The organism is Lysobacter sp. A421 (assembly GCF_054052145.1).
The window spans coordinates 181,262-199,891 of the sequence record NZ_JBSVRL010000005.1; the positions used below are offsets into that span (position 1 = coordinate 181,262).

At 65.7% G+C, this 18,630-nt stretch carries 14 protein-coding genes; 7 read left to right on the forward strand and 7 right to left on the reverse strand.

What is annotated here, in order from left to right; all coding sequences use genetic code 11:
* Positions 1-236: 236 nt before the first annotated feature.
* From ACW7G6_RS13505 to ACW7G6_RS13530, 6 genes are all read left to right on the forward strand, one after another.
* Positions 237-2,585: a methyl-accepting chemotaxis protein gene (locus ACW7G6_RS13505; protein WP_456980297.1), complete on the forward strand. Its 2,349-nt coding sequence runs from the start codon at positions 237-239 to the stop codon at positions 2,583-2,585.
* The gene (locus tag ACW7G6_RS13510; RefSeq protein WP_456980298.1) at positions 2,578-3,462 is read left to right on the forward strand and encodes a CheR family methyltransferase; all 885 of its coding nucleotides are present in this window, start codon (positions 2,578-2,580) and stop codon (positions 3,460-3,462) included. Before ACW7G6_RS13505 ends, ACW7G6_RS13510 begins: the two co-directional genes overlap by 8 nt.
* Positions 3,459-4,085, forward strand: a complete 627-nt coding sequence (cheD, locus tag ACW7G6_RS13515) for a chemoreceptor glutamine deamidase CheD (protein ID WP_456980299.1) — start codon at positions 3,459-3,461, stop codon at positions 4,083-4,085. Before ACW7G6_RS13510 ends, cheD begins: the two co-directional genes overlap by 4 nt.
* Positions 4,085-5,125 carry a protein-glutamate methylesterase/protein-glutamine glutaminase gene (locus ACW7G6_RS13520; protein ID WP_456980300.1) on the forward strand — a complete coding sequence of 347 codons (1,041 nt, stop codon included), beginning with the start codon at positions 4,085-4,087 and terminating at the stop codon, positions 5,123-5,125. Before cheD ends, ACW7G6_RS13520 begins: the two co-directional genes overlap by 1 nt.
* Before the next feature lie 120 nt (positions 5,126-5,245).
* Positions 5,246-6,406, forward strand: a complete 1,161-nt coding sequence (locus ACW7G6_RS13525) for a methyl-accepting chemotaxis protein (protein ID WP_456998479.1) — start codon at positions 5,246-5,248, stop codon at positions 6,404-6,406.
* A 17-nt stretch (positions 6,407-6,423) separates the two neighbouring features.
* Positions 6,424-7,212, forward strand: a complete 789-nt coding sequence (locus tag ACW7G6_RS13530) for a sensor histidine kinase (RefSeq protein ID WP_456998480.1) — start codon at positions 6,424-6,426, stop codon at positions 7,210-7,212.
* Here the strand turns inward: ACW7G6_RS13530 and ACW7G6_RS13535 are convergent.
* The 4 genes from ACW7G6_RS13535 to ACW7G6_RS13550 form a co-directional block, all read right to left on the reverse strand.
* Positions 7,209-8,105: a TrmH family RNA methyltransferase gene (locus ACW7G6_RS13535; RefSeq protein ID WP_456998481.1), complete on the reverse strand. Its 897-nt coding sequence runs from the start codon at positions 8,103-8,105 to the stop codon at positions 7,209-7,211. The two genes, ACW7G6_RS13530 and ACW7G6_RS13535, sit on opposite strands and share 4 nt — an antisense overlap.
* A complete protein-coding gene (locus tag ACW7G6_RS13540) occupies positions 8,062-9,579 on the reverse strand; it encodes an alanine/glycine:cation symporter family protein (RefSeq protein WP_456980304.1) in 1,518 nt (505 codons plus the stop codon). Before ACW7G6_RS13540 ends, ACW7G6_RS13535 begins: the two co-directional genes overlap by 44 nt.
* 184 nt (positions 9,580-9,763) lie before the next feature.
* A complete protein-coding gene (locus ACW7G6_RS13545) occupies positions 9,764-12,889 on the reverse strand; it encodes an efflux RND transporter permease subunit (protein ID WP_456998482.1) in 3,126 nt (1,041 codons plus the stop codon).
* Positions 12,886-13,947 carry an efflux RND transporter periplasmic adaptor subunit gene (locus tag ACW7G6_RS13550; RefSeq protein WP_456998484.1) on the reverse strand — a complete coding sequence of 354 codons (1,062 nt, stop codon included), beginning with the start codon at positions 13,945-13,947 and terminating at the stop codon, positions 12,886-12,888. Before ACW7G6_RS13550 ends, ACW7G6_RS13545 begins: the two co-directional genes overlap by 4 nt.
* Positions 13,948-14,164: 217 nt before the next feature.
* Here ACW7G6_RS13550 and cysK point away from each other — a divergent pair, with 217 nt between their 5' ends.
* Positions 14,165-15,121: a cysteine synthase A gene (gene cysK, locus ACW7G6_RS13555; protein WP_456998485.1), complete on the forward strand. Its 957-nt coding sequence runs from the start codon at positions 14,165-14,167 to the stop codon at positions 15,119-15,121.
* A gap of 165 nt (positions 15,122-15,286) precedes the next feature.
* Here cysK and ACW7G6_RS13560 read toward each other — a convergent pair whose 3' ends face one another.
* The 3 genes from ACW7G6_RS13560 to ACW7G6_RS13570 all read right to left on the reverse strand — a co-directional run bounded on the left by ACW7G6_RS13560 (position 15,287) and on the right by ACW7G6_RS13570 (position 18,628).
* Positions 15,287-16,294: a class I fructose-bisphosphate aldolase gene (locus ACW7G6_RS13560; protein ID WP_456998486.1), complete on the reverse strand. Its 1,008-nt coding sequence runs from the start codon at positions 16,292-16,294 to the stop codon at positions 15,287-15,289.
* Between the two features lie 88 nt (positions 16,295-16,382).
* A complete protein-coding gene (pyk, locus tag ACW7G6_RS13565; protein ID WP_456998487.1) occupies positions 16,383-17,849 on the reverse strand; it encodes a pyruvate kinase in 1,467 nt (488 codons plus the stop codon).
* 137 nt (positions 17,850-17,986) lie between these two features.
* A complete protein-coding gene (locus ACW7G6_RS13570) occupies positions 17,987-18,628 on the reverse strand; it encodes an HAD hydrolase-like protein (protein ID WP_456980313.1) in 642 nt (213 codons plus the stop codon).
* Between the last annotated feature and the right edge of the window lie 2 nt (positions 18,629-18,630).

Sequence of the window (18,630 nt, forward strand, 5' to 3'; positions counted from 1 at the left end):
GGAAACCACAGGCGCGCCAGAATTCGCACACGAAAGACAGCCGTCGGCTCCTGGGTCACGGCTGTTTTTTCCTATGGGCAATGCAATCCAGATGCGACCGGGGCTGTCGACGCGCGCCCGGATACTCAAGATACGCCCGCACCGGCCGTTATCCGGAGCATGGGACCCGCCCTCGTCCTTCACCCATCACACACCAGCCAGTCGGTGAACGCGACGCCTGCATCGCCCGGAGCTCCATGCGCAACAACCTTCCTGTTACCGATGTCGAAATCGAACTCGACAACGACGCCACGCTGGTTTCCTACACGGACACCAAGGGCCGGATGCTGTCGGTCAACCAGGACTTCATCCAGGTCAGCGGTTTCAGCGAGGCCGAGTTGATCGGTCAGGCGCACAACATCGTGCGCCACCCGGAGACACCCCCGCTGGTGTTCGCCAACTTCTGGCAGACGCTGAAGGCTGGTCGCCCCTGGGTCGGCGTGATCAAGAACCGCTGCAAGAACGGCGACTTCTACTGGGTGCAGGCGCATGTCACCCAGGTATACGAACGTGGGCAGCTCACCGGCTACATGTCGGTTCGACGCAAGGCCAGCCGTGCCGCCATCGCCTCCGCCGGGCGTGACTACGCGGCATTCCGCCACGGCCGTGCGCACGGACTGCGGATCCACGTCGGCGCGATCGAGACACGCAATTGGCTGCGCGATTTCAATCCACTTTGGCGGCTGTCCCTGCGCCAGCGACTGATGTTGGCCGCCGTCAGCATCAGTGCCTTCGCCGTGGCACTGGTCTGGCTGGCAACCGCAGGCACCGATGCCCGGCTTCTGTACGCCGTCTCTTCGCTGGCCGGCCTGTTCGGGATATACAGCGCCTGGTGGCTGTCACGCGACGTCGTCGACCGGCTGGACCAGACCATCGAGCATTTTCGCCATATCAGTTCGGGCGACTACACCGATGTCATCCCGATCGCGCGCAATGACGAGATCGGCCGGGTGATGCAGGCCGTCAAGTCCATGCAGATCCGGCTCGGCTTCGAGGTCCAGGAGCAGCAACGCGGCAACGAAGCCAACACCCGTATCCGCAATGCGCTGGATTATGCCAACACCAACATCCTGGTTGCCAACCGGGAACTGGTGATCGTGTATGCCAACAGCGCCATCCAGACATTGATGAGCAATGCTGCCGATGGAATCCGCCGCACCCTGCCCGATTTCGATGCGCAACGCCTGATCGGCAGCGACATCACGCCACTGCTGCAGGATCCCGGCCAGTCGCACACGCAACTGTTGCAGCTTCAGCAGGCGTCGACCCGCCGACTCCAGCTTGGCGACTACACGATGGATGTCATCGTCACACCGGTACGCGATGCCGCCGGCACCCAGATCGGCGTGGTCAGTGAATGGCGCGACCGCACCGTCGAACTGGCCATGCAGGCGGAAGTCACCGAGGTGCTGCAGGCCGCTGCCGACGGCGACTTCAGCCGCCGTATCCGCACCGATAACAAGCAGGACTTCCTGCTTCTGCTGGCCGAAAGCATCGGCCGGCTGCTGGCTTCGACCAGCACCAGCCTGGATGCGATGCAATCGGTGCTGCATGCGCTGGCGCAGGGCGACCTGAGCCAGCGTATCGATGCCGACCTGCGTGGCGTGTTCGGTGACATGAAGACCAGCACCAACCGCACCGTCGAGCAGATCGCCGCGACCGTCGGTGCGATCCAGTCCGGTGCCCAGGCCATCGATGCCGCCGCGTCGCAGATCGCCGTCGGCAACCGGGAGCTGTCCCAACGCACCGAACAACAGGCCGCCTCGCTGGAGGAGACCACCTCTTCGATGGAGGAGCTGACGTCCACCGTCCACCAGAACGCCGACAACGCCCGCCAGGCCAATCAGTTGACCATCAGCGCGGCGGAAGTGGCCAGCCAGGGCGGCGAAGTCGTCGGCCGCGTGGTCCATACCATGAGCGGGATCAGCGAGTCCTCGCGCAGGATCGTCGACATCATCGGCGTGATCGATGGCATTGCGTTCCAGACCAATATCCTGGCGCTCAATGCTGCGGTGGAAGCCGCGCGAGCCGGCGAGCAGGGTCGCGGTTATGCTGTGGTCGCCTCCGAGGTGCGCTCGCTCGCGCAGCGCTCCGCCACGGCCGCCAGCGAGATCAGGACCCTGATCGACGATTCGGTGGAGCAGGTCGGCATCGGCAGTCAACTGGTCGAGCAGGCCGGTCGCACCATGCAGGACATCGTCAGCAGCGTGAAACAGGTGGCCGGACTGGTGGCCGACATCAGCCTGGCATCGCAGGAACAGTCCACCGGGATCGACCTGATCAACCAGATGATCATGCAGGTCGACGAGGGCACCCAGCAGAATGCCGCGCTGGTCGAGGAAGCCGCCGCCTCGGCGCGCAGCCTGGAACAGCAATCCAGTCATCTGGTGCAGACCGCGGCGGCATTCCGTCTTGGCAGTGAAAGCACTGGCGCAACGGCCACCACCCCGCGTCCCGACTACCCGAAGGCCGGGACGCAGCGCCCATTGGGCGCCCTGCCAGCTGTGGCGGGTCCAACCACCAGACGGATACCCCGACATGCATGAGGCTGTTGCGGCCGCACCCCGTGACCCGGCGACGACGCGGGAGTTCGTCTTTGACGAGCGCGACTTCCGCCGCGTCGCCCGGTTGATCCACGTCCGCGCGGGCATCAACCTCAGTCCGCACAAGCGCGACATGGTGTACAGCCGCCTGGCCCGGCGCGTGCGCGCATGCGGCATGCAGCGCTTCGACGAATACCTGGACGCACTGGAGCGCGACGGCAGCGAGGAGTGGGAGCACTTCACCAACGCGCTGACGACCAACCTGACGTCGTTCTTTCGCGAGTCCCACCATTTCGACATGCTGTCGGAGCACCTGCTCGCCGCCCACGCTATGCGCACCGACCGCCGTGCGCCGCTGACGATCTGGTGCTGCGCCGCATCCACCGGCGAGGAACCCTACTCCATCGCCATCGCCGCCTGCGAGGCGTTCGCCACCCTCGCCCCGCCAGTGCGCATTTTGGCCACCGACATCGATACCAGCGTGCTGGAGACCGCCGCACTGGGGCGGTACTCGATCGACCGCATCGACGCATTGTCATCGCAGCGGCGGCAAGCCTATTTCCAGGCCGGCAGCGGGCCCAACGCAGGCCTGTGTCGGGTACGCCCGGAGCTGCAGTCGCTGGTGAGCTTCCGTCCGCTCAATCTGCTGGATGAAAGCTACCGGCTGCGCGGCGGGTTGTCGGCGGTGTTCTGCCGCAACGTGATGATCTATTTCGACAAGCCCACCCAGTACCAGGTGCTGGCGCGCATCGCGCCGTTGCTGGCTCCCGGCGGAGTGCTGTTCGCGGGCCACTCCGAGAGCTTCACCCACGCACTGGACGTGGTCACCCCGTGCGGACGCACCACCTACAGGGCCACCGGAACGGCCCCCTCGCCATGAGCAGCCGCCACCCCGGCAATGCCACCGTCACCGAGCCGGGCCACTATTACGACAAGGCCCTGCAGACCCACGCGGTGCGATTGATGCCGGCCGAGTACCGGGTCAGCAGCGAGCCATTGGCACTGGTCACGCTGCTGGGATCCTGCGTGGCGGCCTGCCTGTATGACCCGGTGATCGGCGTGGGCGGCATGAACCACTTCATGCTGCCCGGCGCGGCGGGCAACACCCGCAACGACCTTGCCGACGGCGACATGAGCGCCCGCTATGGCGCCCATGCAATGGAACTGGTGATCAACGACCTGCTCAAACGCGGCGCCAGCCGGTCGCGGCTGCTGGCCAAGGTGTTTGGCGGCGGCAACGTGCTCAGCGGCTTCCAGAACGACCCCATCGGCACCCGCAACGCACGCTTCGTGCTGCAGTACCTGGTGGCCGAACGCATCCCGGTGGTCGCGCAGGATCTGGGCGATACCCAGCCGCGCAAGGTGTGTTTCTTCGTGCAGACCGGCCGCACCCTGGTGCGTCGCCTGCCGTCGACACGCGAAGACGACATCGTCCGCGCCGAGCGCGCCTACTACGGCGACCTCAACCGCGCGCCGGTCGCCGGCAGCGTCGAGTTGTTCTGATGGATGGGCAACGTGTCCGGGTGCTGGTGATCGACGACTCCGCATTGATGCGCCGGCTGATGAGCGACCTGCTGTCGGTCGACCCCCTCATCGAGGTGGTCGGCACAGCGGCCGACCCGTTCATCGCCCGCACCAAGATCAAGCGCCTGTCTCCCGATGTGCTCACCCTGGACGTCGAGATGCCGCGCATGGACGGGCTGGCCTTCCTGGGCAACCTGATGCGGCTGCGACCGATGCCGGTGGTGATGGTGTCCACGCTGACCGCGAAAGGCGCGGCGGTGACCCTGGATGCGCTTGCCGCCGGCGCGGTGGACTGCATCGCCAAGCCGCAGGCCGATGTCGTGGGTGGTCTGTCGGCTTACGGCGAGGAGCTGCGAGCGAAGGTCCGCCAAGCGGCAAAGACGCGCATCGGCCATCGTGTGAGCGTGCCAGCCCAAGCCGTGCCGGCCGCCGCCTACCGACATCCGAACCTGCACGTGATCGCCATCGGTGCATCCACCGGCGGCACCAACGCGATTCTCGACGTGCTGTCCGCCTTGCCGGCGGACACGCCGCCGGTCGTGATCGCGCAGCACATCCCGGCGGCCTTCAGCGCGGCGTTTGCCGAGCGCCTCAACCAGCACAGCGCGATGACCGTGCTGCATGCAGGGCCGAGCCAGCCGCTGCTGCGCGGCCATGCCTATATCGCCCCGGGCGGGCTCCACCTGCGTGTCTACCGACGCGGCACCACCTGGCACTGCGGCACCAGCGACGACGAGCAGGTGAACGGGCATCGTCCCAGCGTCGATGTGCTGTTTGAATCGGTTGCGCGGCATGTCGGCTCCGGTGCTGGCGCCGCCTTGCTGACCGGCATGGGCAGCGATGGCGCACGCGGATTGCTGGCTTTGCGCGATGCCGGCGCCTATACGCTTGCCCAGGACCAGCCCAGTAGCGTCGTGTGGGGCATGCCGGGCGCTGCCGTCGCCCTGGGCGCGGCAAAGCAGGTCGCCCCGCTGAACGAAGTCGCGATCCGCCTGCTGGCCCGGGGCGAAGCTCGCTGACCGCGATTTACCGGCCTGATGAGATCCCCCGCACGATGCGGGAATGCGCTCACTGCTCGTTAAAGCTTGTCGCATTCCCGCCGTTATCCGTAGTGACCGCCCCCCGCAAAGAGAGCAGCAATGGACTCCCGTGTAGTTATCCGTCTGGCCGCACCGCTGGCACTCACACTTCTTCTGTTGTGCGCACAACTGCTTGACTGGCCAAGCGCGGCACGCCTGGGCGCCACCGTGGCCGTTGCGGCCGCTTGGCTGGTGTTTGCCTGGTCCCGGCGCGAGCGCACCCCGCCAGCATTGGTCCGCGAACAGACCCGCCTGTTGGAGGACCTGCGAAAATTCATCAGTGCCGAGGTGAGTGGCTCACACACGGAGATCGAACGCACCCGCGAGCTGATCCGCGAGTCGGTCGGCAAGCTGGGCGGCAGCTTCGAGGCCGTCAACCGGAAATCCCGCCAGCAAAGTGAGATCGTCACCCGCATCATCGACCGCACCGGCGATGAGGGCGGCATGGACGTGCACCAGTTCGCCCTGCAGGCCAGCCAGAAGATGGAGCAACTGGTCGAGGCATTGGAAGAAGTCAGCGGCCAGAGCGGCAACACCGTGACCCACATTGACGCCATGGCCGAGCACCTGGACGGCATCTTCGCGTTGCTTGAAGACGTCAAGTCGATCGCTGACCAGACCAATTTGCTCGCGCTCAATGCGGCCATCGAAGCCGCTCGCGCAGGCGAGGCCGGACGCGGCTTTGCCGTGGTCGCCGACGAGGTACGCAATCTGTCCGAGCGCTCCACGACGTTCAACGAGCAGATCCGCAAGCTGGCCCACAGCTCCAAGGATGCCATCGCCAAGGTCCGTGACACCGTCAGCCAGATGGCCTCCCGGGATCTGGATCGCTCACGCGGCGCTCGTGCCGAGGCCGCCGGCATGCTGGAGCGCGTGGACGGCATGAACCGCGGATTGGGCAATGGCATGCGCGAGATCGCCGAATGCGGCCAGGCCATCGACAGCTCGGTTGCCGAAGCGGTACGGTCCCTGCAATTCGAGGACATCGCCACCCAGGCCTTGACGGCGGCTACGGCCCATCTGGAACGATTGAACCAAATCAATGGCGAGGCTGCCAATCTGCAAGGACTGTTGCATCGCAGTCATAACGACAACGATGTCCAACTCGCACTCAAACAGCTCATGCACCGCGTCGGACAGATGCGCGGCGAGTGGGAACGGCCGCCGCACAAGCCGGTGATGCAGCAAACCATGGATGCCGGCAGCGTGGAATTGTTCTAGGTGACACACTGGGCTGCATGACCGGTCTCATCCAGGAACTGCTACTGGGTTTCGCCAGTGCGTTGTTCGGCGCCAGCCTGGCCCTCTTGGCCATCCATCGCGGTTGGCTTCCGATCTCGGGCGGGCGTCACTCGATCGAAGGTCGCCTGAGGCAGCAGCGCGAGGAACTGCGGGCGCTGGCCCGACGCATCATCACCTTGCAAGAAGACGAGCGCAGCACGTTGTCGCGCGAGCTGCACGATGATATCGGCCAGGACATCACCGCCATCAAGCTGAGCGTGATGGCGCTGGAAGGTGAGGACAAGTCGCAGCGCGCTGCGACCATTGCCGAAATCGGCAACATCGCCGATTCAACCGTGATCAAGTTGCGGAACATCTCGTTGCTGTTGCGCCCCCCACAACTGGACGCGCTGGGGCTGGAGTCGGCCTTGCGCTGGCAGGCCAGCGCGTTGATTCGTCCTGGGGGTCCACGACTGGAGCTGGCGCTGGAGCCCTTGCCTCGGCGCCCGGATCCGGCGGTGGAGGTCGCCTGCTTCCGGATCGCACAGGAAGCGCTGACCAATGCCTTGCGACACTCAGGCGCCAGTGCGGTAAGCCTGACGCTGGTATGCGACGGTCATTCGCTGTTGCTCACCATCCATGACAACGGCTGCGGCTTCGATCGCGCGAGAACTCGCGGACTGGGAATGATCACGATGCGCGAGCGGGCGCAACAACTGGATGGCACGCTGGAGATCGACAGCCAGTCCGGACGCGGCACCCGTCTATCCGCACGCTTTCCCATGCACCGGTCGACCGCGATTTAACTGCCTTGCGAGCGCCTCCACGCCGCCAGCAACACGGCAGTGGCGGCCGCGACGTTGAGGCTTTCCACCGCGCCGCTGCCGGGAATCGACAGGCGCAGGTCACAGGTGGTGGCGAACGGGCGATCCATCCCGGCGCTCTCCGCGCCGAGGACATACACCAGGCGCTGCGGCAGCGCGGTGGCAAACAGGTCGTCACCGCCGTCGACGACGGTCGCGGCAACGGTAAAGCCTGCCTCGCGCAGTTGGGCGAGCGCATCGGTGTTGCCCGGCAAACGCACCATCGATACCGATTCGGCGCCGCCTTCGGCGACCCGGGCGGCCGCGCCCGACAACGCCAATGGCGACTCCTGGGGAAACAGCACCGCTGCGGCGCCGAAGTGCGCGCAGGAGCGCAGGATCGCGCCGAGGTTGTGCGGATTGCCGACACCATCGAGCCAGATCGCGCATTGCGGACCGGCGGCCAACCTGGCCAGCCAGTCAGGCAATGGCTCCGGCTCGGCACGCAGGACGTCAGCGATCACCCCTTCGTGGTGGGAACTGGCAGCCAGCTTGCGCAGGTCGTCCTCTTCCACCACCCGATAGCCGATGCGGTTGGCGGAACACCACTTCAGCAACGGCTGCAGCACCGGGATACGCGACTGGGCCAGGTACACCTTGCGGATCGCCTCGGGACGCCGCTCGAAGGCGGCGCGTACCGCGTTCAGTCCATACAGGCGCAACTCGCGGCCTTGCTTGTCGGACGCGTGCTTGTCAAAAGCCGGCGCGTCGGCTTGCTGCGGCGATCCGGACGGCTGGCCACCTGATGGCGCACCACGTCGGCCACTACGCGCCGCGCCGCGCGCCCAAGGATCAACGCTCATCGGGCCGCTCCCGTGCACTGTCTGCTTCGCCATCACGGTTGTCCATCCCGGCCTCGACGACCTCCAGGCCATCGACGCGACGCTCCCAGAATACGGCGTTGCGGATTCCCAGCGCCCTTGGGTCAAACTCGTAATTCACCACCTTGGCCTTCTTCTGCCGCTCGTAATCGCGCAGCGCCAGCAACGCCGGTTTCTGCAGGATCACGATCGCTATCAGGTTGAGCCACGCCATCAGGCCGACGCCGATGTCGCCCAGCGCCCAGGCGCCGCCGGTGGTGCGCAGTACACCCACGAACACCGCACCCAGGATGGTCAGCCTCAGCAGCAGGATCAGCCACGGCCGGTGCACCTTGCGATTGATATAGGCGACGTTGGTCTCGGCCATGTAGTAGTAGGCCACCACCGTGGTGAAAACGAAGAACAGCAGTGCCACCGCCACGAAGCCCGCGCCCCAACCGGGGAACACGCTGTCGACCGCCGCCTGCGGGAAGTCCGGCCCGGCAACCGCGCCCTGCAGCCCCTGAAACAGGAATCCACCGTTGGGATCAACCACGTTGTACATACCGGTACCGAGGATCATGAACGCGGTCGCGCTGCACACCAGCAGCGTATCGACGTAGACCGAGAACGCCTGCACGTAGCCCTGCTGCGCCGGGTGCTGGACCTCGGCCGCCGCCGCGGCGTGGGGGCCGGTGCCCTGCCCGGCCTCGTTGGAGTAGATGCCGCGCTTGACGCCCCACTCGATCGCCAGACCGAGCATCGCGCCGAAACCGGCGTGCATACCGAATGCGCTCTCGAAGATCAGCGCGAACATGTCGACCACGTTCTCCGGGTTCAGCACCATGATCACGACCGCGACCAGGATGTAGGCCACCGCCATGAACGGCACCACGACCTCGGCGAAGGTGGCGATGCGCTTGACCCCGCCGAAGATGATCAACGCCAGCGCCACCGCGATACCTCCGGCGATCAGCAGCGGTGGCACGCCGAAGGCGTTCGCCATGCCAGTGGCCAGGGTATTGACCTGCACCACCGGCAGCAGGAAGCCGCAGGCGATGATGGTGACCATGGCGAACAGCCACGCGTACCACTTCTGTCCCATCGCCTTTTCGATGTAGTAGGCCGGTCCACCGCGATAGCGCCCCTGCGGGTCCTTCTCTTTGTAGATCTGCGCCAGGGTGCTCTCGATGTACGAGGTCGAGGCGCCGAGGAACGCCATCACCCACATCCAGAACACCGCGCCGGGCCCGCCAAACGCGATCGCGGTGGCGACGCCGGCGATGTTGCCGGTGCCCACGCGCCCGGCCAGTGACATTGTCAGTGCCTGGAACGAGGACACGCCGGCATTCGAGGATTTGTTGTCAAGCATCAGCCGGATCATTTCCGGCACACCGCGCACCTGCATGAAGCGGGTGCGGAACGAGAAATACAGCCCCAGGCCAAGACACAGCGCGATCAGCGCCGTGCTCCAGATGATGTCGTTGAGCGAGGTGATCAGAGCTTCCACGTATCGGTATCCCTTGGCCGTGAGTGCGCCGGGACCAACCGGCGACAAGACTCGCACCTTAACCGGATTTCACTCTCGCGAAACACCCCGGAAGTCCTGCATGGGCATCGCGCAGGCTTGCCGCGACGGCCCGGGCTGCGCGAACGCAGCCACGAACCGGCGGGTCAATCACCACTCGTGCAACTCAAGCGTGACCGCCAACCTCCGGCGTCTCCGCTTCCAGCCGTTCCAGCTCGCGCGATACTGCGTGCGGGGAGCGGGTGTACTTCGCCAGCAACACATAGAACGCCGGCACCACGAACAGCGACAACAACGTGGACAGCGATACGCCGAAAATGATCACCACCCCGATGGTGGCGCGGCTGGCAGAGCCGGGCCCACCGGCCATCACCAATGGCAGCGCGCCCACCGCGGTCGCAATCGAGGTCATCAGGATCGGCCGCAACCGGACCCCGGCCGACTCGATGATCGCCTGCTGGATGCTGCGTCCCTCGTCGCGCAACTGGTTGGCGAACTCCACGATCAGGATGCCGTTTTTCGCCGCCAGCCCGATCAGCATCACGATGCCTATCTGGCTGAACAGGTTGAGCGTGCCCCCGGTCGCGGCCAGGCCAACCAGCGCCCCAAGTACCGCCAGCGGGACCGTCAGCATGATCACGAACGGATGGATGAAACTCTCGAACTGCGCCGCCAACACCAGGTAGACCACCAGCAGTGCCAGCGCGAAAGTCAGCACCACCGCACTGCCCGCCTTCTGGTACTCGCGCGACTCACCTTTCCAGTCGACCTGAGCGTACTCGGGCAACTCGGTGCTGACCACGCCTTGCAGGAACTCCAGCGCCTCGCCCATCGTGTACCCCGGCGCCAGGCCGGCGGTGATGGTGATCGCGCGCATGCGGTTGAAGCGGTTGAGGCTGCCCGCCTCCGCCAGCTCGCTCAGCGTGACCAGGTTGGACAAAGGCACCAGCTCGCCGCTGGTCCCACGCACCTGGATCGCAGACAGGTCCGCTGGCGAGGCGCGACCTTCGCGACCCGCCTGCACGATCACGTCGTACTCCTCGCCGTCCTGGACGAAGGTGGTGACCCGCCGGCTGCCCATCATGGTTTCCAGCGCATGGCCGATGTCGGTCACGCTCACGCCCAGGTCGGCCGCGCGCTGGCGGTCGATCTGCACCCGCATCTGCGGCCGGGTTTCCTTGTAGTCCGAGTCCACCGAGAACAGCCCCGGGTTGGCTTCCATGTGTTTCATCATGGTGTCCCGCCATTTGGCGATCTCGACATACTCCGGGCCACCCAGCACGATCTGGATCGGCTGCCCGCGGCTGCCAACCAGACCGCCGCCCACGCGTGGCTGCGCACGCACGCCGGTCAGCTGGTCCAGGTCGGCCCGCAATGATTCGGCGACTTCAGCCGTGCTGAGCTCGCGTTGGTTCCAGTCCTGCAGGAACACGATCACGTTGCCGGTATGCATTTCCTCGGTGGCACCCCAGCCACCCGGTGCCCGGGTGTTGTAACGACGGATCGCGTTGTCTTCGCCGGTATGGGCGGCCATGACCTCCTCGACCTGCTCGATCTGCTTGACCGTGTAGTCGAAACCCGCACCTTCCGGGCCGGTGATGGAGACGAAGAAGGACCCGCGATCCTCCGCCGGTGCCAGCTCCGAAGGCACGATGCGGATCAAGCCGTAACTGAGCACCAGCGCGCCGGCCATCAGCGCCATCACCAGCCAGGGCTTGCCAAGATGGCGCCCCAGCCAGCCCTGGTAGCCACCGCTCACCTGGACCAGCTTGCGGTTGGTCCAGCGGTGCAGGCGGTTGGACTTTTCCTGGTTGTGGGGGCGTACCAGTCGCGACGACATCATCGGCGTCAGGGTCAACGCGACAAAGGCGGATAGTGCAACCGCACCGGCCAAGGCGACCGACAATTCGCGAAACAGGCGCCCGATATTGCCTTCCATGAAACCGACCGGCAGGAATACGGCCACCAGCACCGTGGTGGTGGCGATCACCGCAAACCGGACTTGTTGGGTGCCACGGACCGCGGCGACGAGTTTTGGCTCACCGAGGTCGGCGCGGCGCTGGATGTTTTCCAGCACCACGATCGCATCGTCCACCACCAATCCAATCGACAGCACCAGCGCGAGCAGGGTCAACAGGTTGATCGAATAGCCGAACAGGTATAACGGAATGAAGGCGGCTACCAGACACACCGGCACCGTCACTGCCGGGATCAGCGCCGCCCGGAAACTGCCCAGGAACAGCCAGATCACCAGCAGCACCAGTGCCATTGCCTCGATCAGCGTCCAGTAGACCCGCTTGATCGACTCATCGATGAACACGGTGTCGTCATAAGCGACGAAGATATGCATGCCTTCGGGCAGGGTCGTCTGGATCTCCACGGCTGCCGCCTTGGCGGCGCGGGCCACGTCCAGCGCGTTGGCCGTGGAAGTCTTGACGATGCCCAGGCCAATGTTCGGCTGGCCGTTGCTCTTGTAATAGGCGCGACGCTCGGCCGAGGCGAGCTCGACCTTGGCGACATCACCAATGCGCACCACGTAGCCGCCTTCACCTTGCTTGATCGGGATCTGGGCGAAGTCGGCGGGGTCCTCGTACTGGCGGGCAACACGCAGGGTGAAGTCCCGATTCTCGGACTCGATCCGGCCGGCGGGCAGCTCCACGTTCTCGGCCCGCAGCGCCGTTTCAACGTCGCGCGCGGTAACCCCGCGAGCGGCCATCGCGGCACTGTCCACCCAGATCCGCATCGCATAACGCTGACGCCCGCCGATCCGGACCTGGGCAACGCCATCAAGGCTGGACAGGCGATCGGCGATGTAGCGGTCGGCGTAATCCGACAGCTGCAGCGTATCCATGCCGGTCGCGCTCATGTTGAGCCAGATGACGGTGTCCGAATCACTGTCGGCCTTCTCCACTTCAGGTGCATCGGCTTCGTCGGGCAGCCGGTCCGCGATACCACTGATGGCGTCGCGCACGTCGTTCGCCGCCGCCTCGATGTCACGCTCCAGGGTGAACTCCAGGGTCACCGCCGAGCGTCCGTTGACGCTGCGTGACTGGATCATCTCCACACCCTCGATGCCCGACAACGCGTCCTCGAGCACCTGGGTGACACGGGTCTCGACCACGGCCGCCGAAGCACCCGGGTAATTGACATCGACTGAGACTATCGGTGGATCGATCGCAGGCAGCTCGCGCAGGGTCAGCCGTGAGAACGCCATGATCCCCAACACCATCAACAGCAGGCTCATCACGGTGGCAAACACCGGCCGGCGGATGCACAGCTCGGAGAGGTTCATGCGCCCGGCGCCGCCTTGTCTGCGGCAAGCTCGACCGTGATCGTCGACCCATCACGCAGTTTGCCGGTGCCGTCGACCACCACCGTGTCACCGGGTTGCAGGCCGCTGACGACCTCGGCCACGCCCTTGCCCCGGCTGCCGATCATCACGTCGGCCCGTTCCACCGTGTTGTCCGCCCGGACCCGGTAGACAAACGAGCTACTGCCCACCTGGACGATCGAAATCTCCGGCACCAGCAGCGCCTCGCGCTCGGGCCGGATCAAGATGACCTGCATCAACATGCCGGGAATCAACTTGCGCTCGTCATTGGCAAACTCGCCGCGAACCACCACCGACCGGGTCACCGGGTCGATCCGCGAATCAATCGTGCCGACGACGCCGGTAAACGCCTGCCCAGGCCAGGACGCGCTGTCGGCCGTCAGCGCCTGGCCTGTCGCCAGGTGACCCAATGCGGTCTCCGGCACCGGGAAGTCGACATAAACCTGCCGGGTGTCGTCCAGGGTCGCGATCGGAGTGCCGGGAGTGACCAGCGCACCCGGACTGACCTGGCGCAAGCCCAAGGTGCCTGCGAATGGCGCCCGGATCACCCGGTCCGACAGTTGTGCCCGGATCTGAGCCACCTGCCCATTGGCGGCATCGCGGGTTGCACGCTGACTGTCCAGCGATGAACGCGCGATCAGCTGTTGCTTGTCCAACCCGACCATCCGCTGGTACAGGCTATCGGCCTCGTGGGCAGTGGCTTGCGCCTGCACAAGCGCCGCCTGTTGCTGACGCCCGCTCAGGGTCACCAGGGGCACTCCGGCCTTGACCTGGTCGCCGCTGTCAAAGTGAACTTTCTCCACCGTCTCGCTGACCTTCGCGGTAATGATCACCGACTCGCGCGCCTTGACCGTCCCCAGCGCACGCAGGGTGTCGTTCCAGGGCTGCAGCTGGAGCGTTTGCGTCGTCACAGGGGTGCCACTGGCTGCGGTCGCCTGGACGGCCTCCTGGCTACAGGCGGACAACGCCAAGGCAATCAAAATCGCGCAAACTGCGCCTGGTCGGGTGGGGATTCGCATGCTGTGTCCGGGTCGCTCGGTAAAACGGATGGGGGGTTGCAAGCGCAACTCCGGTGAGTCTATCTGGAGCCATGTGGCGTCCGCGTGGGCCATAGGTTGGCCAGCTGACCACCGGGCCGTCACGGCATGCTGTGGAACCCTGTGTTTTGCTGGAGCAACCGACACTACCGTCCGGGCGTGACATTCTTGTCCTCGCCCCCGGAAACGAGCCCAGCCCATGATCTACGACAGCATTCTCGACACTATCGGCCGCACCCCGGTGGTGCGGCTGCACCGCATCGCCCCTGCCGGCGTCACGCTGTACGCCAAGGTGGAGTCCTTCAATCCGGGCGGTTCAGTCAAGGACCGGCTGGCGCTGGGAATCATCCTGGATGCCGAATCGCGCGGACTGCTCAAGCCCGGCGATACCGTGGTGGAGGCGACTTCGGGCAACACCGGAGTCGCGCTGGCGATGGTCTGCGCGGCGCGCGGTTACAAGTTTGTCGCGGTGATGACCGAGACCTTCTCGATCGAGCGCCGAAAATTGATGCGTGCCTATGGCGCCAAGGTGATCCTGACCACCGCCGCCGAGCGCGGCACCGGCATGGTCCGCAAAGCGCAGGAACTGGCGACCAAACACGGCTGGTTCCTCGCCGACCAGTTCGCCAATCCCGCCAATCCTGCTTACCACCGTCAAACCACCGCAGCGGAGATCCTGCAGGATTTCGCCGGCCGTCGACTCGACTGCTTCGTCTCCGGATGGGGTACCGGTGGCACCTTGACCGGCGTTGGCGAGGTGCTCAAGGTCGCCCGCCCCGACGTCCGTATCGTCGGGGCAGAACCGGCCGTCGCCTCGATGCTCGCCGGCCAACCCTGGCAGCCGCACAAGATCCAGGGCTGGACACCCGATTTCGTGCCCGAGGTACTGAACGCCGAGGTGGTGGACAAGCTGGTTCCGGTGGATGACGTAGTGGCACGCGACCTGGCTCGCCGGCTGGCGCACGAGGAAGGCATCTTCGTCGGCCTCTCCGCCGGCGCCACCGTCGCGGCAGCGCTGGAAGTGGCGAAATCCGCCGACGAAGGCGCGGTCATCCTGGCGATGCTGCCCGATACCGGCGAGCGCTACCTCAGCACCTTCCTGCTGGAAGACGTCAACGAAGGCTCCGACGACGACTGGCTGGCCGGATTGCCTTGAGGGCGCCGGTGCGGTGCATCCGCCTTTGGATTCCGGCATTGAGCCGAAGGTCGTAGTACGCCGAATGCCCAATCGCGACACAATCAACGCACCACAACGCAAAACGCCGGCATGGAGCCGGCGTTTTGCGTTAACCCGATATCGGCCGGGCGAAGATTGCTCCGGTCAAGCCAGCTTCCACTCGCCTCGCGCTGCCAGGCCATTGTCGCGGGCGCGGGCGAACACCATCTCCTGCGCCTTGCCGATGTTGCCAACCAGGTCCTTGGACCAGATCTCCAGCGCCGCGGTCTGCATCGCGCGGCCGTAGGAGAACGACAGCGGCCACGGGTTCGGGCCGGCCAGGTTCATGGCGTTCAGGTTTGCGGTGGCATCCACGTCGGACTGCCCGCCCGACAGGAACACGATGCCCGGCAGGATCGCCGGCACGGTCGACTTCAGGCACTGCAAGGTGGCCGCGGCGACTTCTTCTACCGATGCCTTCTCGCCGCTCTTCGAACCCGGCAACACCATCGACGCCTTCAAGATGGTGCCTTCCAGCATCACGTTGTGCTCGTACAGCGAGCCGAACAACGAGCGCAAGGTGATCTCGGAAACCTCGAAGCAGGCATCGATGTCGTGGTTGCCGTCCATGATCACTTCCGGCTCGACCATCGGCACCAGGCCCTGCTCCTGGCACAGCGCGGCGTAACGCGCCAAGGCATGCGAGTTGGCCTCGATGCAGGTACCCGACGGGCCGTCTTCGCTGATGTTGATCACCGCGCGCCACTTCGCGAAACGCGCGCCCAGCTTGTAATACTCCTCAAGGCGCGCGCGCAGGCCGTCCAGCCCTTCGGTCACCACGTCGCCCGGGAAACCGGCCAGTGCGTGGGTGCCCTTGTCGACCTTGATGCCGGGGATGATGCCGTTGTCGGCCATCAGCTTGGTGAACGGCACGCCGCCCTTGGTCGATTGGCGGATGGTCTCATCAAACAGGATTGCGCCGGAGATGTGCTCGCCGAGGTTCGGCGTGCTCAGCAGCATCTCGCGGTAGGCACGTCGGTTTTCCTCGGTGCACTCGATGCCCACACCATCGAAACGCTTCTTGATGGTGCCGGTGGACTCGTCGATCGCGATGATGCCCTTGCCCGGGGCAACCATCGCCTCGGCGGTTTCGGCAAGCTGTTCGATGCTCATGGATTTCCTGCGAAAGGTGGCTGAATAGCCTTCTAGTATAGCTGGCAGCTCGGGCAAAGGCCATTGCGAAACAGTGGCTTACCGTTCATCACAGCTCGTCCGGACCTTCCGCCTTGCCACCCTCTCCGACTTGCAACAGGCGCAGGGTGTTGGTCGCGCCACGGTGCTCCATGTGGTCGCCGCTGGTGAAGATCACCCGTTCGCCCATGGCCAGTTGGTCGGCGGCGAACAATTGGCTGATGGCGCTGCGAACGGCGTCCTGGGTGTCCAGGCCTCGGCTGTCGAAGCTGAGCGGGATGACACTGCGCATCAGCGCCATCTTTCGACGTGTACCGGGATGGCGGGACAGGCCGAAGATCGGCACCGGCGCACGAAACCGGGACAGGAAGCGCGCGGTGCCACCCGACTCGGTCATCGCCACGATGGCACGCACGCCGATGTGCTCGGACACGAACATCGCCGCCATCGCGATGGCCTGATCGGCGCGTTGCAGGTTGCGCGGGGCGGCCTCGAAATCGGTGTCGTGGTCGAACTGGCGCTCCGCACCCAGGCAGATCCGCACCAGCGCCTCGACCGACTTGACCGGGTAGCGCCCGGCGGCGGATTCGGCCGACAGCATCACCGCATCGGTGCCGTCGATCACCGCGTTGGCGACATCGAGCACCTCTGCCCGGGTCGGGATCGGGCTTTCAACCATCGACTGCAGCATCTGGGTGGCGGTGATGACCACCCGGTTGCGGGCCAACGATTCGCGGATGATTTTCTTCTGCAGGCCGGGCAGCTCGGCATCGCCAATCTCCACCCCGAGGTCGCCGCGGGCCACCATCACCACGTCGCTGGCGTCGATGATCTCGCCCAGGTTCTCGATCGCCTCGGCACGCTCGATCTTCGATACCAGCGCCGCGTCGCTGCCCGCTGCGCGCGCGATCCGGCGGGCGTCGTGCATGTCGGCGGCGGTGCGGCAGAACGACACCGCGATGAAGTCGGCGCCCAGCTGCGCGGCGACCTTGATCAATTCTTCGTCGTGCTCGGTCAACGCGCCCAGCGACAGCCCGCCGCCCTGCTTGTTCAGCCCCTTGCGGTCCGACAAATCGCCGTCGTTGAGCACGCGGGTGATGATGCGCTGGCCGTCCACCGCCTCCACCCGTAACTGCATCATGCCGTCGTCGAGCAGCAGCACGTCGCCGGCGGCGACATCGCCGGGCAAGCCGAGATAACTGACGCCGACCCCGGACTGCGTGCCGGGCGCGGCATCGGCGCTGGCCAGCAGATCGAAGCGGTCGCCGGCGTTGAGGCGCACCTTGCCCTCGGCGAAGCGGTCGATGCGGATCTTCGGCCCCGGCAGGTCGGCCAGGATGCCAATCTCGCGCCCGACCTTTTGCCCGGCCGCACGCACCGCCTCGGCCCTTGCGACATGCGATGCCGGGTCGCCGTGGGAAAAGTTCAACCGCACCACATCGACACCGGCGGCGATGATCGCCTCCAGCACGCCGGGCGCGTCGGTCGCCGGGCCAAGGGTGGCAAGGATCTTGGTACGTCGCAGCAGCGCGGCCATCGGCAGACTTCCATGCAAGGGATCGATCAGATCACGCTAGCACGTCTTCACGTCCGTCCTGTCCGATACAAACTACTGCCGGCCCGCCCGCCGGATGGGCCGGCAGGCAACCCGAGAACCCGCGATTCGCGGGTGGATCAACCCGCCAGCAGGTCGGGCAGTTGCGCCGGTGCGGCGGCCAGTACCTGGGCACCGGCGGCGCGCAACTCCGCCTCCCCGCCAAACCCCCACAACACGCCGATGTTGCGCATGCCGTGATGGCGCGCACCGTCGATATCCATGTGGCGGTCGCCGATCATCCAGCACTGTGACGGAATCAGCTGCAGCCGCTGCAATGCCTCGGCGATCAGCTCGGGCTTGTCGCTGCGGCTGCCGTCGATGGTGGCGCCGATCACATCGTCGAAACGATGGCCGAACGACAGGTGGTCGACGATCTTGCGCGCATGCGGCTCGTTCTTCGCGGTCACTACCGCGAGCCGGTGGCCGTCGGCATGCAGCGACTCGATGACCTCGCCAATCCCGTCATAGAGGTCGTGCTCGGCCCAGCCGTGGGTCTCGAAACGCTCGCGGTAATGCTCCACGGCACGCTCGACATCGGCGGGGTCATCGAACAGCGGGCCGAAGCTGGTACGTAGCGACGGTCCGATCCAGCGTCGCAGCTGCGACTGCGGCGGCACCGCCACGTTCATCTGCGTCAACGCGTGCGCCACGCAGCGGGTGATGCCGACCGCCGAGTCGATCAGCGTGCCGTCCATGTCGAAGAACAGGGTGGGTTTCATCG

What these genes read in the sequence shown, in the direction of transcription:
- ACW7G6_RS13505 (WP_456980297.1), top strand. Translation starts at nt 237, where the DNA reads ATGCGCAACAACCTTCCTGTTACCGATGTCGAAATCGAACTCGACAAC.
- ACW7G6_RS13510 (WP_456980298.1), top strand. Translation starts at nt 2,578, where the DNA reads ATGCATGAGGCTGTTGCGGCCGCACCCCGTGACCCGGCGACGACGCGG.
- cheD (WP_456980299.1), top strand. Translation starts at nt 3,459, where the DNA reads ATGAGCAGCCGCCACCCCGGCAATGCCACCGTCACCGAGCCGGGCCAC.
- ACW7G6_RS13520 (WP_456980300.1), top strand. Translation starts at nt 4,085, where the DNA reads ATGGATGGGCAACGTGTCCGGGTGCTGGTGATCGACGACTCCGCATTG.
- ACW7G6_RS13525 (WP_456998479.1), top strand. Translation starts at nt 5,246, where the DNA reads ATGGACTCCCGTGTAGTTATCCGTCTGGCCGCACCGCTGGCACTCACA.
- ACW7G6_RS13530 (WP_456998480.1), top strand. Translation starts at nt 6,424, where the DNA reads ATGACCGGTCTCATCCAGGAACTGCTACTGGGTTTCGCCAGTGCGTTG.
- ACW7G6_RS13535 (WP_456998481.1), bottom strand. Translation starts at nt 8,105, where the DNA reads ATGGCGAAGCAGACAGTGCACGGGAGCGGCCCGATGAGCGTTGATCCT.
- ACW7G6_RS13545 (WP_456998482.1), bottom strand. Translation starts at nt 12,889, where the DNA reads ATGAACCTCTCCGAGCTGTGCATCCGCCGGCCGGTGTTTGCCACCGTG.
- ACW7G6_RS13550 (WP_456998484.1), bottom strand. Translation starts at nt 13,947, where the DNA reads ATGCGAATCCCCACCCGACCAGGCGCAGTTTGCGCGATTTTGATTGCC.
- cysK (WP_456998485.1), top strand. Translation starts at nt 14,165, where the DNA reads ATGATCTACGACAGCATTCTCGACACTATCGGCCGCACCCCGGTGGTG.
- ACW7G6_RS13560 (WP_456998486.1), bottom strand. Translation starts at nt 16,294, where the DNA reads ATGAGCATCGAACAGCTTGCCGAAACCGCCGAGGCGATGGTTGCCCCG.
- pyk (WP_456998487.1), bottom strand. Translation starts at nt 17,849, where the DNA reads ATGGCCGCGCTGCTGCGACGTACCAAGATCCTTGCCACCCTTGGCCCG.
- ACW7G6_RS13570 (WP_456980313.1), bottom strand. Translation starts at nt 18,628, where the DNA reads ATGAAACCCACCCTGTTCTTCGACATGGACGGCACGCTGATCGACTCG.